Origin of the sequence: Hydrogenispora ethanolica (assembly GCF_004340685.1) — a bacterium.
GTDB lineage: Bacteria > Bacillota > UBA4882 > UBA8346 > UBA8346 > Hydrogenispora > Hydrogenispora ethanolica.
In genome coordinates, this window is record NZ_SLUN01000035.1 from 16,422 (window position 1) to 32,130 (window position 15,709).

Sequence of the window (15,709 nt, forward strand, 5' to 3'; positions counted from 1 at the left end):
TCCGAATCGCTCATTACGTAAGCCAATGCCACGACGACCCGAGCCTTTTTGGATCAAAAACAAGCACCGTCTCCAATTTCATAAATCGTCCGGCTCGGCGCCGTTGCATAGAATATTCGTTTATGCTCTCACCTCCCTTTCGAAATGCCGATTGCGAAATTACGACTCCACATCATCCCCCTTGTGGTTATTTGTTCACTATCAACTCTCGACACGAATGTAAACCGGTAATATTCGACTTGGCATCAATATTCGATCTCCATTGCCGACCCTGTCACTTCGAATGTATCCCGCAACACTTTGGCTCCGGTTAACTTCTCACTCCTCGTATCCGGCTGGCTCCCTCCAACATAGACCTCGAACAAGCCCGGTTCCAGAATACATTTTCCGCTTTGATCCACAAGCGCCATCGAGCGCGGGGTTAAAAAAAACTCCACTTCCTTTTCTTCACCGGGATTGAGGTGAATTTTCCGTAAGCCTCGCAATTGCCAGCGGGGGACCTCCACACTGGCCTCGACATCTTTCAGATACAACTGGACTACTTCATCCGAGGCATATTTGCCAATATTCTTAACTTTAGCGCTACAAATAACGGTTTCACCCGCGTTAATTCGGTAACGATCCAATGTAAGACCGCTGTATAGAAACCGGGTATAACTTAACCCATAACCGAAGGGATAAAGCGCTTCGCAAGTCATATACCGATAGGTCCGATTTTTCATCGAATAATCACGAAAATCGGGAAGCTCTTCACTCGTCCGGTAAAAAGTTACCGGCAGCCGCGCCGACGGACTGTATTCTCCAAACAACAAAGCAGCAATCGCTTTTCCTCCCTCGGCGCCGGGATACCACGCTTGGATAATGGCTGGAATATTCTCATCCGCCCAGCCAACGGCCAGGGCACTCCCTGAGAGCAGGACCAGAATCACGGGTTTTCCGACTTGGAAAACCGCTTCTAAAAGTTGTTGCTGTAAACCGGGAAGACTGAGATCATTCTTGTCACCGCTGGCATATTCGTTGGAAGCATCCCCTTCTTCTCCTTCGATGCTTTCGTCCAATCCGAGACAGAGAATAACCACGTCACTCATTTCCGCGGCAGAGACGGCTTCGGCCAATCGATCCCCGGGTTCTCCCAGCCCTTCAGTTTTATCCTTATAAAGATGACAACCTTCGGCGTAATAGATTCGGGCATGTTCCCCGACCGCGGCGGTGATGCCTTCCAGGACCGTCGTATATTGGGAGGCGGTTCCATGGTAATTGCCGATCAACGCTTTTCGGCTGTTCGCATTGGGTCCAATGACCGCGATCGAGCCAATTTTGGTTTTATCCAAAGGAAGAAGCTGATCGGAATTTTTTAATAACACCAGGGATTTTTTCGATACTTCCAAGGAAAGTTCTCGATGTTCCCGGCAGTCGTTCCTTGCATACGGGATGGATGCATAAGGAACATGTTCGGGATTATCAAACATTCCCAGCTTCATCCGCGTCACCATCAGCCTGGTTACAGCCCTGTCGATGGTACTTTCATCCACGAGCCCTTCCTGACGGGCAATGAGCAAATTCAGATACATGTTGCCGCAATTCAGATCACAGCCGTTATTTACCGCAAGCGCCACCGATTCCGGAGCCGTACTGGTAACTCCATGGCCTTCATGAAAATCTTTAATCGCCCAGCAGTCGGAGGTGACATGACCTGAAAACTCCCACTCCTCGCGAAGTATCTTTTTTAGCAACCTTTCGCTGCCGCAGCAAGGTTCGCCATTGGTCCGGTTATACGCGCCCATAACCGCCTCAACCTTGGCTTCTTTGACACATTCCTTAAAAGCGGGGAGATAGGTTTCGCGCAAATCTTTCTCCGTAACCACCGCGTTAAAACTATGCCGTTCACTTTCCGGCCCGCTATGAACCGCAAAGTGCTTCGCGCAAGCAGCAACCTTTAAGTATTTTGAGTCATCTCCTTGAAGGCCTTTAATGAAAGCAACGCCTAACCTTCCGGTTAGATAAGGATCTTCTCCATAGGTTTCATGTCCTCTTCCCCAGCGGGGATCGCGGAATATATTGACATTGGGCGACCAAAGGGTTAATCCTTTATAGATGCCGTGGTCTCCTTTTCTTTGAAATTGATGGTATTTTGCTCTGGCTTCCGTGGCGATCACGTCCGCCACTTGATGGAGCAGATCTTCATCGAAGGTTGCCGCCATTCCAATCGCCTGGGGAAAAACTGTAGCCGTTCCGGCCCTGGCTACCCCGTGTAAACCCTCGCTCCACCAGTTATACGACGGAACCCCCAGCCTCGGTATTGCCGGTGCGGTAAAAACCATCTGGGAAACTTTTTCTTCCAGGGACATCCGGGAAACCAAGTCTCTCGCTCGCTCCTCAAAACTTAAGCCTTCATTTTGATATGCAGGTATTTCAGACATGGGTACCTCCAACTCTGATATGTTGATCTCGCTGCTTAAAGCCTTGCCTGGAAAGCATCCGGATTCCGAAACGATTTTTTACTCCACTCAACCAGGTAAACCATTCATATCACGCCATTTCAACGTTTCATCGTTCTAAAACAGAAGCTGGCGGGATGAAATGACTAATTTATTCCGGGAACGTTCCCGGAATAAGAAAAAATGCTTAACCATCCTTTACAAATGAACAACCGTTCGTGTTTCATTCCAGTCTTTATCCGCATTGTCAACCACTGCGCCACATGATTTTCGAACGACCAATTCTACCGGAAGGATTTTTTTAATTATATCCGCGTCTTCTCCCAACTCAATCCGATCAATTAAACTTTGAGCAGCCAACGAACCCATTTCAAACAAAGGCTGTCGAACTGTGGTCAACTGCGGATAAAACATCGCGGCGAAAGTAATGTCGTCATACCCGACCACGGCAATGTCACGGGGAACCGATAGGCCAAACTCGTTGATGGCGAGAATGGCGCCAAACGCCATCATGTCGTTGCAAGCGAATACCGCAGTCGGCCGTTGATTCAGGGATAATAACTGTTTCATCCCTTCATAGCCCTTTTCGTAGTGAAATCCTCCAATGGCGATGAGTTCTTCTTCTATCGCAAATTGATGGTTTCCGAGAGTGGCTTTATATCCTTCCAAACGCTCGATCGCGGTTTGATACAACAAATTTCCCGTTATACAGCCAATTCGCCGGTGTCCTAACCGGATCAGATGCTCTACCGCCAGAACAGCACCTTGGCGATTGTCCGTGACAATGCATGGAACCTTGGAGTCGGTGAAATACCGTTCAATCATCGCAATGGGAAAACCGCGGTTGATAATCTCCAGAATGGTTTTTTTATCCCCCAAATAGCTGCCGACTACAATCACCCCGTCCACTTTGTTGCTTTCCAGGACAGAGGCGATCAATAGCTTATGGTTCTGCAAATCATCGTCGGAATTATAAAAAACGACCCCCATGTTTCGGGCTGCTGCTACCGACTCAATCCCTTTGATGATTTTTTCATAAAACGGGTCCGAAACATGCGCCAGCATGACTCCGATCATATCCGTCTTCTGCCGGACCAAAGCTCTTGCTGAGGCGTTGGGATGATAATTCAATTCCCGGACAGCTTGCCATACGGCTGCAGCCGTTTTGGGATCCACATCGTTTTTCCCGTTTAATACTCTGGATACGGTACTTCTGGATACTCCGGCTCGTCTGCCTACATCATAAATGGTTGACATCAATGCTCCAAAAATTCATTTGCTTTATTCCGGCCTCCAAAAACCATCTTGGCTTACTGTTTTTACGCATTCAGGCCCATAAATTGCGTCATTATTCCGGGAACGTTCCCGGTATTATATATATTCAACCTTCCAATGGGAAGATCCTTCCTTCAGTTACAAATTTTTTAAGATAATTTAAGTATATAAGTTGAAATCAATTTTTGAATACGCTTTTCCATCCGTGAGAGCGGCTAGAAAAGGACCAGTCACGGTATTTATTTCAACTTATGAATCAAGGAATTATGTTGCAATGATTTTGAAGGTACAAAAACTGATTGCAACATATATAGTTGAACGGTCATCCCATGGATATGTTAAAAAACCCGCAGCTTACGCCCGGGCATTCCTTGATAATTTTCAATTTTCTCCTGCGTCTCCTCTTCCGCCGGATTTGCCTTAAGAAAAACCATCGCTATTTGTCGACCCACAGCGGCTTCATTTTCACTCCTTCATTATCCGCGGAAGCCGACCCGGACGACTTGGCCCTGATTCATCACGCAACTCGCTTGACTCCATGCATCCAGTCCGCATTCGATGCGGCACTTTTCTTTCTTTCTGACTAAAGCCCTGCAAGCAACGACTGCACATGTCCTTTTTATTCTCCAAGATCCTTCCAGAACCATTAAAGATGCCCGTTCAACAACAGAGAATGCCTACTTTGTTACGAAAGCCATACGCAAAGTTGCTGCACATGCTCTCTCGGTTACTGCACATGCTTTCTCGGTTACTGCACATGCTTTCTCGGTTACTGCACATGCTTTCTCGGTTACTGCGCATGCTTTCTCGGTTACTGCGCATGCTCTCTCGGTTACTGAAGATGTTCGCTCAGCTGTTGGGGATGTTTCTTCAGCGATTGAAGAAACTCTTTTAGTTGTCAAAGATGATTCCTTGGAAAAGAAGCTTCCTTGGCATCGTCCTACCGGAACAGCGTTTTGACTCCGGAAACCAGAATCATATTGGCATACGGGATGACTTCTCCGGTTCTTACCACAAATTTAGCTTCGGAAACTTTCTTTTTGAATTCGCGATGCGGTAAAAACTCCATGGGTATTTCTTTCAACAAATCGGATAATTTTTCGAAGAGCAACGGACTTTCCGTCCGAATCTCCTCCGCCAGAATCACTTTTTCCAAATCAATCTCCCGGGACTAAAGCGAGATCAATCCGACGGGACGTTCCGGGAATGGGAAGCCCGGCATCACAGATCACCGCCGTGTCATAATGCCCGAGTTCAGCCAGGGCTCCGCTCAAGGGAGCGTTTAGAATGCCACTTTTCTTCATCTTCCACACCTCGTCGCTATCCTTTACCTGCTGGCAGATCCGCCTCACGTTAAGCCTCTTTGTTCATTAAAGCCAGTTTGCTTTGGAGATTCCGCTGGAACTGATCGACGATGACGGCCAGGATAATCACCAGGCCTTTAATGACCATCTGCCAAAACTCGGAGATCCCGATCATCACCATGCCATCATTCAACACTCCAATGACAAAGGCACCGACGATGGTGCCGCCGATCGTTCCTATTCCGCCCGCCATCGAGGTCCCGCCCAACACTGCCGCTGCGATGGCGTTCATCTCCCAGGATTCGCCGGTGGCAGGATGAGAGGCGACCAGTTGGGAAGAGACGATCAGCCCGACCAAGGCCGAGCAAAAGCCGGAGAACATATAAACAAACAGCTTGACCCGGTTGACCCTGACCCCCGAAAGCTCCGCCGCCCGCTGATTGCCTCCCACCGCGAAGATGTGCCATCCCAACGGGGTCTTCTTAAAGATGTACGCCGCGATCAGCCCTATCACAATCAAAATCCAGATCGAGATCGGGATCCCCAGGAAATTGCCGGCCCCCAGAACCGGGAAACCGGTATTCCCCAACTCCGGTTCACCAATGAGATTGGGAAAAGTCTCGCCGCCCGACCGCAACAACGCAAAACCGCGCGCGATATACATGGTACCAAGCGTGACAATGAAAGGCGCCACTTTAAAACGGCTGATTAGAATGCCATTCACGGCGCCGACCAGCACCCCCAGGAGCACCGCCAGCAACATCACCATAAATATATTGAAATAGATCGCCACACCGAACATCGGTAAAACCAGGCCCTCATAAATGAGGCCACCGGCGAACATTCCGGTCAGGCCGACGATGGAACCGACCGACAGATCGATCCCGCCGCTGACAATGACGAAGGTCATGCCGATCCCGAGCAAGGCATACAACGTGACGTGCTTGGCCACCAGGATCAGGTTGTTGGTGGAAAAAAAATTTGGAGCAACAATGGAAAAGACTATCGTCAGGATGATTAAAGCAATGAACGTCCGGGCCTTTAAGAGAATCATTCCGAGCGATATTTTTTGCCGGGAGTCCCGCTTCACTTCCGGTTGAGTGATTGCATTCATAGAAGACAATCTCCTTTTACTTATGTTTACTTTTCGAACGGTTCGTGCCCAACCGCGGAGGCTTTGACCAGCGCTTCCTCGTGAATCTCTTCCCCGGCAAACTCTCCGGTTATCTTGCCATGGGACATTACCATGATCCGGTCTGATATGCCGATAATCTCTTTCAACTCCGAAGCGACTAAAATGATGGCCAGCCCTTGATCGGACAACATATCGATGATCCGGAAGACATCGGCTTTGGCGCCGATATCGATGCCGCGGGTCGGCTCATCCAGCAGCAATATCTTGGGATCGGTCAGGACTCCTTTGCCGATGACCACTTTTTGTTGATTGCCCCCGCTGAGGGATAAGATTTGCAACTTGGTGTCCGCCACCTTGATCCCGAGCTCTGCAATGATCTTCGCAATGCTTTGCTCTTCCCGCTCCCGGATCAGATGAAAACAGCGCGTGTAATTACCCAAGCTCGCCAGCGAGATATTTTTAGCGATCGATAAGGTTTGAATCAGCCCTTCGCGCTGGCGATCCTCGGGGATATGGGCAAAACCGCGCTCAATCTGTTCCCAGATATTTTGAGCCGCCATTTTTTTCCCTTCAAGATAAAGCTGACCGCGGTATTGCGGATTTAATCCCATCAGCGTTTCGATTAACTCCGTCCGTCCCGAACCCAACAAGCCATATATTCCCAAGATTTCGCCGCGGCGGAGTGAAAAGGATACCCGGTTTAGCGTGTATCCCCCACCTTCCCGGGGCAGCGTCAAGTCCTCCACTTTCAATATTTCCTGATCGGAAGGGCTTTTTTGCCGCCGTACCGTCCTGGCGATACTCTGGCCGACCATGTTCCGGACGATCCAGGCGATATCCACGTTCGCCGTGGGCGCCTCCGCCACCAGCCGGGAATCGCGCAGCACAGTCACGTAATCGCTGATCCGGGTGATCTCTTCCAACCGGTGCGAGATATAGACAATCGAGATCCCCTGCGCTTTCAGGTCGCAAATCAATTTAAACAGCACTTCAACTTCGGCGTTGCTCAATGAGGAGGTCGGTTCATCCATGATCAGGATATTCATGTGGGGTTGGATCATGGTTTTGGCGATCTCGACAATCTGTTGCTCGCCGACTTTCAGGCTGCTCACCAGCTTATTGGGGTCCAAAGGATGTTCCAGCCGCCGCAGCAAGTCCGCGGTCTCGGCGAGATGCTGCTGATGATCGAGAATGAAGCCGTGGCGCTTATGCTCCTGCCCCATAAATATGTTTTGGGCGATGGTCAGGTTGGGGAACAGGTTTAGCTCCTGATGGATGATGCCAATCCCCCTGGCGACCGCCTCGCGGGGATTATGAAGCTGAATGGGCGCGCCATCTAGATAGAGGCTGCCTTCGTCCGGCTGTTCGATCCCGGCGATAATCTTCATCAAGGTCGATTTCCCGGCGCCGTTCTCGCCGATCAAGGCATTCACCTTGCCCCGGTATACATTGAAATTGACCTTGTTCAAAGCTACTGTGCCGGGATAAACCTTGGTGATCGCCCTTGCGGCCAGACGGATTTCAGTTGTCTCCCGCGCTTCACCCGCTGCTGATTTCGGACTCATTTATTCGCCCCCTCCAACCGGCGCGACCCGGACCGGAACAATCATCAGCGCTCCGGAACCGTCGGCTGTAAACGTCCCGTCAAATTCCACTTCCTTATCTTTGAGGCTTTCAAAATTCAATTTTGACAGGATTTGGTTATATATTCTCAGATTGAAGGCATTGGCCAACCGGGCAAATTCGATCTGGTTCTCAAAATCATCGAAAGAGATGAAGTTCAGGGTATCGCGGATCGAAGTTCCTTTGATGACCGGTCCGATCTGAATTTTCAAGTCCGGCTGGTTGTCATAGGGCGGCAAATCCAGATCCACCGTTCCATTGCGGGAGACTGTATGGACGGCGACGATCCTGCCTCTGCCTTTGACAATAAAATTCCAAGGACTGCCCTCCGCGGAATCGCGGATGCCGTATTTCGAGCCGGCGGCATCGGTGCCCTTTTTCAGCTCCGGGATGACCAGCCGGACATCCACGGCTTTAGCCAGGATATAGGGGACGACCTTCTTCTCCCAGATGGCATCGACGTACTTGTCGGCGTCAAAGGCATTGTTATCGAAATATACCTTTACCTCCTGCCCCGCGTCAGCGTTTTTCTCCAGTCTTACCACGGTATATAATCTGCACGACGATAACAGGGCGGCCAACGCCAAGAGCAATATCGCCCCTAAGCCTGCTTTTAAAAACTTTATCCGCTCCATCCGAAAGATCCGTTGCATCGGCTTTTCACCTACAATTTCTCGACTTGTTGAAAACCATTTGGCTTTGGACCTAAAGAGGCGGGACTGGGCGGAGGTGGAATGACGCCATCTCCGCCGCGCCGCTTTTAGCCTAATTCTTGAGCATAAAAGTTTCCAGTTTATTGGCATTGGCCTTGTTGATCAAGATGCAATCCTTGAGCTGCTTCTCCCGTTCACCGGTGGAACCGGTCCGGAGATACCGGTCCGCTTGTTCCACGGCCAACTGGGCAATGCGATAGGCCGGTTGCAAAACCGTCGCTTTGATCTCCCCCCGGAGGATCGAATCCCGTACATCATTGCTGCCATCGAATCCCACTACAATCACATGCCCCATTCCGGCGGCTTTCAACGCGGCCATCGCGCCCATCGCCATCGTGTCGTTGCCGCAAATGACGCCTTTGATATCTTTGTTAGCCTGAATGATCGATTCCATCTTGGAAAAAGCCTCGGTCTGGCTCCAATTGGCACTCTGACGGGCCACCAGTTTCAAGTCGGGATATTGGTCGATGACCTCATGATATCCTTTGGAACGGATCCCGGCGTTGGTGTCGGACTCTTTCCCCACCAGCTCCACATACTTGCCCTTCTCCCCCATCAGGCGCACGAATTCTTCGCCGCCGAGTTTGGCGCCTTGATAGTTATTGGAGACGATCTGGGCCACCGCGAGGCCGGTGGCGTTGATCTCCCGGTCCACCAGGAAGGCGGGAATCCCGGCGGCTTTCGCCCGCCGCACCGGAGCGATGGTCGCGTCGGCGCCGGCGTTGTCGCAGATGATCGCCGCCGCTCTCCGGGCGATGGCCGTGTCGAACAGTTCATTCTGCTTATTGGCGTCATCATTGTGGATCAGCGTCAAGGTCTGGTAGCCCAACTCCTTGGCCCGCGCCTCGGCTCCGACCGCTTCCGCCTTGAAGAACGGGTTATCGTGTGACGGGGTGATGATCACGATCAGATTGGAATTCCGCTTCGCCGCGAAGACGCTCAGCGAACCGATCAAAAGGAACAGCGCAACCAACCATAGCAAACCTTTCTTCAACTCTATCCCTCCCATTTTCTCCTTATCGTTATTCGGCCTTCGATCCAGATTTCCGATACATCCCTCCTTTGTAAAGGCTGGGGAAATGATACGGATCCATGTCTAGCTGTCAGGATGGTGGTAAGTCTCCCAACCGAAATAGGTTACAAACGCCTCTTCCAGGATGACGGCGGTATGCGCCGGATTCATGGCGGTGTGATGTTCAAAACCGTTCTGGCAGATGAAACGGAGCAATTCTTGCAGGCGGGGAACAGCGATCACGGCGCGGCTTCCGAAAGTATCCAACGGATCAGCGGTATAAGTTCCCTCTCCGACGTAAGTCCGGATCGTCCCGTGCCGGTCATCGGTGCTGATCCGGGCGTAGCTCATGGGGCCGGATGCCACGCGCCCGACGATGGTGCCATAGGTATTTTCCCTTCCTAAGGTCGTGCCGAGAATCTCGGCCCATCCCATACAGGTCGCAGGGAAAAAGCTTTTAGCCCAGTTCCCGCAGTGGAACAGCACGCATTTATCGGGATCGTCGGCGTAATTGTTGTTCCAGTCCACCAAGGCGCTGGGCCGGCCGGAGGCCAACTGTAAGGCATACATCGATACCGCGCCGGTGACATCCACCTCACAAGCGCTCGGGAATAAGCGCTTGCTCATCATGCTCATCAACGCGCAGACATTGATGGCGTAATTGCTTTGCAACGAGTCCCAGCATTGAATGGCGGTGGCGTGCAGCTCGTTCGCAGTCATCCAATCGGTGATGACCGTTCCCAATTTGGCCATTTTCAGCAGGGGAAGTTCCGGCACAGCCGCGGTATCGGTATAATCCCTGATTTTATTCAGAAACTCCTTCACTTGCGGGTGGTCATCGGCCAACCGTTGGGTGGCTCCCAAAACCTCCGAAAGATCCAGGGTATTGACGGAGATTCCGTTGGCCTGCAATAGTTTTTCACTGTACCGGACGGTATTGAAAGCGGCCGGGCGCGCCCCGATGGCTCCCATCCTGGCCGTACGCACGCCATTCACCACCCGGCAGACTGCGGCGAACTTTTGTAACTCCGCTTTGAACTCCGCGCTATCGGGGTGCACGGTATGCGATTGGGTCAGGGAAAAGGCGTAACCGTACTGGCGCAGGTTGTTACAGACCGAGATCTTGCCGCAGAACGCATCACGGCGGTGCTCGACATTGAAACGGTCCAAATCATCGGGATAAGCCTGGATCAGAATGGGAACCCGCAATCCGGAGAGTTTGACCGTATCCGCCACGGCTCTCTCATCGCCGAAATTCGGCAGGATCACCAAGATACCGGCAATTCGGGAACGGTGTTTTTGAAACAGCTCCGCGCAGATCTTGGCGTCTTGCCAGGTCTCCACCGCGCCCAGCTTGGTCTGGTCCTCTCCCAGCATGACGGCGTCCATGTCCAGCTCGGCGAGGAGCTTGACGATATCCCGGCGTCCCTCCGCCACCAGGTGATCGGGGAAAAAATCACGGTTGCTGATGATGACGCCCAACGTTATTTTATTCATCCGACACTACCTCCCCAAAGAATCGTTGTAAAACTGGATGGTTACCGGGTGAGCGCCCGGGCCACCGCCTCCCGCCATTCTCCGAACAGCCGCTCCCGGACGGCGGCCGCCATTTGCGGATAAAAGCTGCGTTCGGCCCGCCAGTTGCCGGCAATCTCCGCCAAACTGCGCCAAAGGCCGGTTCCCAGACCCGCCAGATAAGCGGCGCCCAGAGCGGAGACTTCTCGGGCATGGGGCCGGGTGACGGGCACATTTAAGATATCCGCCTGAAACTGCATCAAAAATTCATTGCCCGCCGCGCCGCCGTCGGCACGTAACGCCGCCACCCCGATGCCGCTCTCCGCCTGCATCAGGTCGACGACTTCCCGCACTTGATAGGCGATGGCTTCCAGTCCGGCCCGGATGAGGTGTCCGCGGCCGGTGGCCCGGGTCAAACCGGTAATGATCCCGCGCGCTTCCATATCCCAATAAGGCGCAGCCAAGCCCACAAACGCCGGGACTAGATAAACTCCGTCGTTCCCCGGTAATTGGGCGGCAATCGCCGAACTGGCCGCCACATCGTCGATGATCCCCAAACCGTCCCGCAACCATTGCATGGTAGCGCCGGTCACATTGATGATCCCCTCATACGCGTAGTTGACCTCATCCCGCAGGCCCCAGGCCAACGTGGCGGCCAGCCCCTGGCTCGAACGGACCGGACAACTGCCGGCCTGCATCATCAGGGAAGTACCTGTGCCATAGGTGGCCTTGATCATGCCCGGCTCAAAACAGCCCTCGCCAAACAGCGCCGCCTGGGAATCGCCGATCAGGGCGGCGATGGGTAAGCCGGCCGGCAGGCCGCCGACCGCCGCCGTTTCTCCGTACCGATGAGCCGAGGGTAAAACCGCGGGCAGCATAGCCCGGGGAATTCCCAAAATGTCGAGGAGTTCTTCATCCCAATCCAGATCATAAATGTTATAAAGCAGCGTCCGGGAAGCGTTGGAGTAATCGGTGGCAAAGACTTTGCCCCCGGTAAGATTCCATAGCAGCCAGCTGTCGATGGTGCCGAAACAGACCTCGCCGCGCTGCGCCCGCGCCCGGAGCCCGGGAACCTGGTCCAGGATCCATTTCAGTTTGGTTCCCGAAAAATAGGGATCGAGGGGTAAACCGGTTTTCCGGCGGAAGAGCGCCTCATAGCCCCCGGCGATCAATTCCTTGCAAATTCCCACGCTACGGCGGCATTGCCAGACAATGGCGCGGTACAAGGGACGCCCGGTCCCGCGTTCCCATACCAAAGTGGTCTCGCGCTGATTGGTGATGGCCAACGCCCGGATCGATCCGCCGGCCGGCGTCTTGGCTAGAACCTCCTGAAGCAGATCGGCCACGCCGAGCCAGATCGCCATGGGATCGTGTTCGACCCATCCGTTCTCCGGGTAGTACTGTTGGATCTCGCCATAGGCCCGGCTCACGATCCGCGCTTGGCCATCGATCAACAAAACCTTGCTTCCGGTCGTCCCCTGATCAATGGCCAGGATGAACCCTTCGGACATTCACGATCCCTCCCTCGGATTGGTGTGCTATGGAGGATATTGGATTCAGGCGGAAGCTTTCGTGCTGCGGAGAAGCTCCTCAGCCTTTTGAGCCAGCGTTGCGGCAGTTAAACCGTAATGCTCCCAGATCTCCCGCTGATTGCCGACGACGGCAAATTCATCGGGAATGGCCATGATCTGCAGCGGCCGTGGCCGACAGCGACCGAGCAGCGCGGCGATGCTGCAGCCCAGACCGCCGTAAATGCTATGCTCCTCCATGACAATCAACGCTTGCGTTTCCTGCGCGGCTTGCAAGACGATCCGTTCATCCAGGGGTTTAATGGTATGAATCTCAATGATACGGGCGCTGATTCCTCTTTGATGCAAGATCTCACCGGCATCCAAAGCGATCCGGACCACTTCTCCCGTCGTCACAATCGTCAGATCCGTTCCCGGCAGCAGCAAACAGCCCTTCCCGATCTCCGGCACAAAAGCCCCATCATGAACATCGGGAACCGGCCCCCGGCCGGTTCTCAGGTAGACTGGACGGTCATAGCCGGCCAATAAACGGGTCAAATGCGCCGTTTCCCGGTTATCTGAGGGAATGATCACAGTCAAATCGGGTATTGCCTGCATTACGGCGATATCTTGCAACGAATGGTGCGTCGCGCCCAGGGCGCCGTAGCTTACACCGCCGCTGATTCCTACCAGCTTGACATTTTGATGGGAGTACGCCACATCGACTTTGATCTGCTCCACGCTGCGCATGGTCAAAAAGCAAGCGGGAGAGCAAGCGAACGGTTTTTTCCCACAAGACGCCAGGCCGGCGGCGATCCCCACCAGATTCTGTTCGGCGATCCCCACCTCGACGAATTGCTCCGGCAATTCGTCGGCAAACCGGTCCAAAGATGCAGACCCCCTGGAATCGCAAGCCAAGGCGATAATATCCGGATCGTTTCGGGCCAACTCCAACAAAGTTTCGGCGAAAACTTGACGGTTCGCGGCAGTGGGCATTGGGTTCTCCCTTCTGAATTTTCAACTTTTTCATAGCATGAAGCCCGCCTTATGAGGTTCCAAATCCAAGGGTTTTAATTCGGCCGGTTTTTATTGGACCTCGATGAGTTCCACCCGTTCTTCACTGAGGCTCCTTTTAAAGCTCTCCGGAACGGGAGCATTCATAATCAGCCGATTCATCATGCCGGCCGGGCCGACGTAGGCCACGGCGATCTTACCCAATTTGGACTGGTCGGCCACGCCGATCACCGTCTGGGAAGAAGCAGCCTTGGTCCGCTTCAATTGCACCTGATGCGGGTCGCCGTCGGAAATGCCGTGACCCGAAACCAAGGCGTCGATTCCCATGAAATACTTGTGAGCGCGGATCTTCGCGAAACTGTCGATGGTTTCGTGCCCATAAGCGACGAAGTTTTGGTGGCCGCAGACCCCGCCGATCAAGATGGTCGTGATATTGGTGTACGGCGTCAGCTCCAGGGCCACCTTGATTCCATTGGTAACCACGGTGATATTCTTGTCGCTCCGCAGCGCCCTGGCAACTTCGATACAGGTCGAGCCTTCATCCAAGATGATGGTCTCGCCGTTATTCACTAACGAAGCGGCTGTTTGGGCGATCTTCATCTTCACTTCCTGATTGAGCGTTTCTTTGGCGGTTAAGGGCCGGTCCAGGAACGGTTCGACATGTAACACCGCTCCGCCGTGAGTCCGGACCAGCATCCTTTCTTTCTCCAGCAACTCCAGATCGCGCCGGACCGTGATCGGGACCACCGCGAATAACTCACTGAGCGCGGCGACGGTCACCGAGCCGTTCTCCGCCAGCAGTTCTAGAATTCTTTTTCTGCGCTCTTCCGCCAGCATTCCATCACACCCTCATCTTGTTCAACTCGGAAACCGCTTGATTATATTCCGTTTCCTTGGGTACCCGGTGGTGCCAGCCGGAATCGCCTTCCATGAAAGAGATCCCCTTGCCCTTGACCGTGTGGGCGATGAGCAACGACGGATGGCCTTTTTCATAAGGCAATAGCGCCAGGCTTTTGCGGATCTCCGGAAAGGAATGGCCGTCCGTCTCCCGCACCCGCCAACCGAAGGAGCGCCATTTTTCCGCCAGCGGTTCGGTATCCATGATTGTCCGGGTCGGACCGCTGATCTGAAGGCCGTTGCAGTCGATGATACAGACCAAGTTATCCAGCCGGTAATGGGCGGCGGCCATCGCGGCCTCCCAAAGTGATCCTTCCGTCAGCTCGCCGTCACCGGTCAGACAGAAGACACGATAGCTCCGGCCGTCCATCTTGCCGGCCAGCGCCATCCCGGCGGCCACCGACAGTCCGTGTCCCAGCGAACCGGTGGCAATCTCGACCCCCGGTATTTTGGGATGGGGATGCCCTAGCAGCAGGCTATCGAATTTACAAAAACCCTCCAATTCGATTTTGGGAAAAAAGCCGCGGTCCGCCAGGATGGCATAGTAAGCTTCGCAACTGTGCCCCTTGCTCAAAATGAAACGGTCCCGGTCCGGGCTGTCGCAATTCTGCGGCGAAAACTTCAATACGTCATAAAACAGGGTTACCAAAAGATCGACGGTCGAAAGCGCCCCACCGATATGTCCGGTTCCGGAGCGATAGATCATGTTCAAAAGTTCTTTCCGAACATGGAGCGCTTTTTGCTCCAGAAACTGGCTGGACTTTCGCTGCGCCGGATTGGCGGATAATCCTTCGTCTTCAGGCATCATTTTTCGCTCCGTGATTGTTTTATAGCATTTTGATAAAACGTAAACGGCTTTGTTCGCGAACAGTACGGTGAAGCGTTCGCGCTTTTCGCTCCCAACCCGTCAACGCTTTCGCAAAATGCTGTATCCGAACATCATCACTCATCACCGGATCGTGTCCAGCCGACGTAATCTCGGCGATGACTTCTTTTCCCGTACACCCAGTAGCAATATATGAGCGCTCATGTACGATTATGTATTTTTTTGTTTGAAACGAAGCAACGCGATGTTCATCGAGGATGATCCGGGTAAAAGTCGTTCCATCGCGAAGAAGTTCTGGGGTCATTGGAGGTCCATCAGAATTCTTTCAGATTAAAAGACCTGCCGCTCATCCCTGAGCCGGCAGGTCTTTCATTCCAATATCGGGTTGTCGCCACCGTAAGGTTTTCGACCGGGCAACCAGCCATCCAACCCAACTGACAATCACCGCC

At 53.1% G+C, this 15,709-nt stretch carries 13 protein-coding genes and 1 pseudogene; 1 reads left to right on the top strand and 13 read right to left on the bottom strand.

Annotated features, from left to right (window positions below):
* Positions 1-245 precede the first annotated feature (245 nt).
* Both EDC14_RS21185 and EDC14_RS21190 read right to left on the bottom strand, forming a co-directional pair.
* The gene (locus EDC14_RS21185) at positions 246-2,420 is read right to left on the bottom strand and encodes a glycoside hydrolase family 3 C-terminal domain-containing protein (RefSeq protein ID WP_132016315.1); all 2,175 of its coding nucleotides are present in this window, start codon (positions 2,418-2,420) and stop codon (positions 246-248) included.
* A 216-nt stretch (positions 2,421-2,636) separates the two neighbouring features.
* Positions 2,637-3,695, bottom strand: a complete 1,059-nt coding sequence (locus EDC14_RS21190; RefSeq protein WP_132016316.1) for a LacI family DNA-binding transcriptional regulator — start codon at positions 3,693-3,695, stop codon at positions 2,637-2,639.
* A 576-nt stretch (positions 3,696-4,271) separates the two neighbouring features.
* Between EDC14_RS21190 and EDC14_RS21195 the strand changes: the two genes are divergently transcribed.
* Positions 4,272-4,673: a hypothetical protein gene (locus tag EDC14_RS21195; protein WP_132016317.1), complete on the top strand. Its 402-nt coding sequence runs from the start codon at positions 4,272-4,274 to the stop codon at positions 4,671-4,673.
* On the opposite strand, the pseudogene rbsD reads toward EDC14_RS21195, so the two are convergent.
* The 11 genes and pseudogenes from rbsD to EDC14_RS21250 all read right to left on the bottom strand — a co-directional run bounded on the left by rbsD (position 4,654) and on the right by EDC14_RS21250 (position 15,564).
* Positions 4,654-5,017: pseudogene (gene rbsD, locus EDC14_RS21200) on the bottom strand (D-ribose pyranase). The gene EDC14_RS21195 and the pseudogene rbsD overlap by 20 nt on opposite strands.
* Before the next feature lie 49 nt (positions 5,018-5,066).
* Positions 5,067-6,131, bottom strand: a complete 1,065-nt coding sequence (locus tag EDC14_RS21205; protein ID WP_132016318.1) for an ABC transporter permease — start codon at positions 6,129-6,131, stop codon at positions 5,067-5,069.
* A 26-nt stretch (positions 6,132-6,157) separates the two neighbouring features.
* The gene (locus EDC14_RS21210) at positions 6,158-7,717 is read right to left on the bottom strand and encodes a sugar ABC transporter ATP-binding protein (protein WP_132016319.1); all 1,560 of its coding nucleotides are present in this window, start codon (positions 7,715-7,717) and stop codon (positions 6,158-6,160) included.
* Positions 7,718-8,428: a DUF2291 family protein gene (locus EDC14_RS21215; RefSeq protein WP_165908198.1), complete on the bottom strand. Its 711-nt coding sequence runs from the start codon at positions 8,426-8,428 to the stop codon at positions 7,718-7,720.
* Positions 8,429-8,540: 112 nt separating this feature from the next.
* The gene (locus EDC14_RS21220; protein ID WP_132016321.1) at positions 8,541-9,497 is read right to left on the bottom strand and encodes a D-ribose ABC transporter substrate-binding protein; all 957 of its coding nucleotides are present in this window, start codon (positions 9,495-9,497) and stop codon (positions 8,541-8,543) included.
* Between the two features lie 87 nt (positions 9,498-9,584).
* Positions 9,585-10,997, bottom strand: coding sequence for an L-fucose/L-arabinose isomerase family protein (locus EDC14_RS21225; RefSeq protein ID WP_132016322.1), 1,413 nt, complete (start codon positions 10,995-10,997; stop codon positions 9,585-9,587).
* Between the two features lie 41 nt (positions 10,998-11,038).
* Positions 11,039-12,526, bottom strand: a complete 1,488-nt coding sequence (gene glpK, locus EDC14_RS21230; RefSeq protein ID WP_132016323.1) for a glycerol kinase GlpK — start codon at positions 12,524-12,526, stop codon at positions 11,039-11,041.
* A 45-nt stretch (positions 12,527-12,571) separates the two neighbouring features.
* On the bottom strand, positions 12,572-13,519 hold the full coding sequence (locus EDC14_RS21235; protein WP_132016324.1) for a transketolase family protein: 948 nt from the start codon (positions 13,517-13,519) through the stop codon (positions 12,572-12,574).
* 90 nt (positions 13,520-13,609) lie between these two features.
* Complete coding sequence (locus tag EDC14_RS21240) at positions 13,610-14,374, bottom strand: DeoR/GlpR family DNA-binding transcription regulator (RefSeq protein ID WP_132016325.1); 765 nt, start codon at positions 14,372-14,374, stop codon at positions 13,610-13,612.
* 4 nt (positions 14,375-14,378) lie between these two features.
* Positions 14,379-15,239: a transketolase gene (locus EDC14_RS21245; RefSeq protein ID WP_132016326.1), complete on the bottom strand. Its 861-nt coding sequence runs from the start codon at positions 15,237-15,239 to the stop codon at positions 14,379-14,381.
* A gap of 22 nt (positions 15,240-15,261) precedes the next feature.
* Positions 15,262-15,564 (bottom strand): hypothetical protein, encoded by a 303-nt coding sequence (locus EDC14_RS21250; RefSeq protein WP_132016327.1) that lies wholly within the window; start codon positions 15,562-15,564, stop codon positions 15,262-15,264.
* Positions 15,565-15,709: the final 145 nt, after the last annotated feature.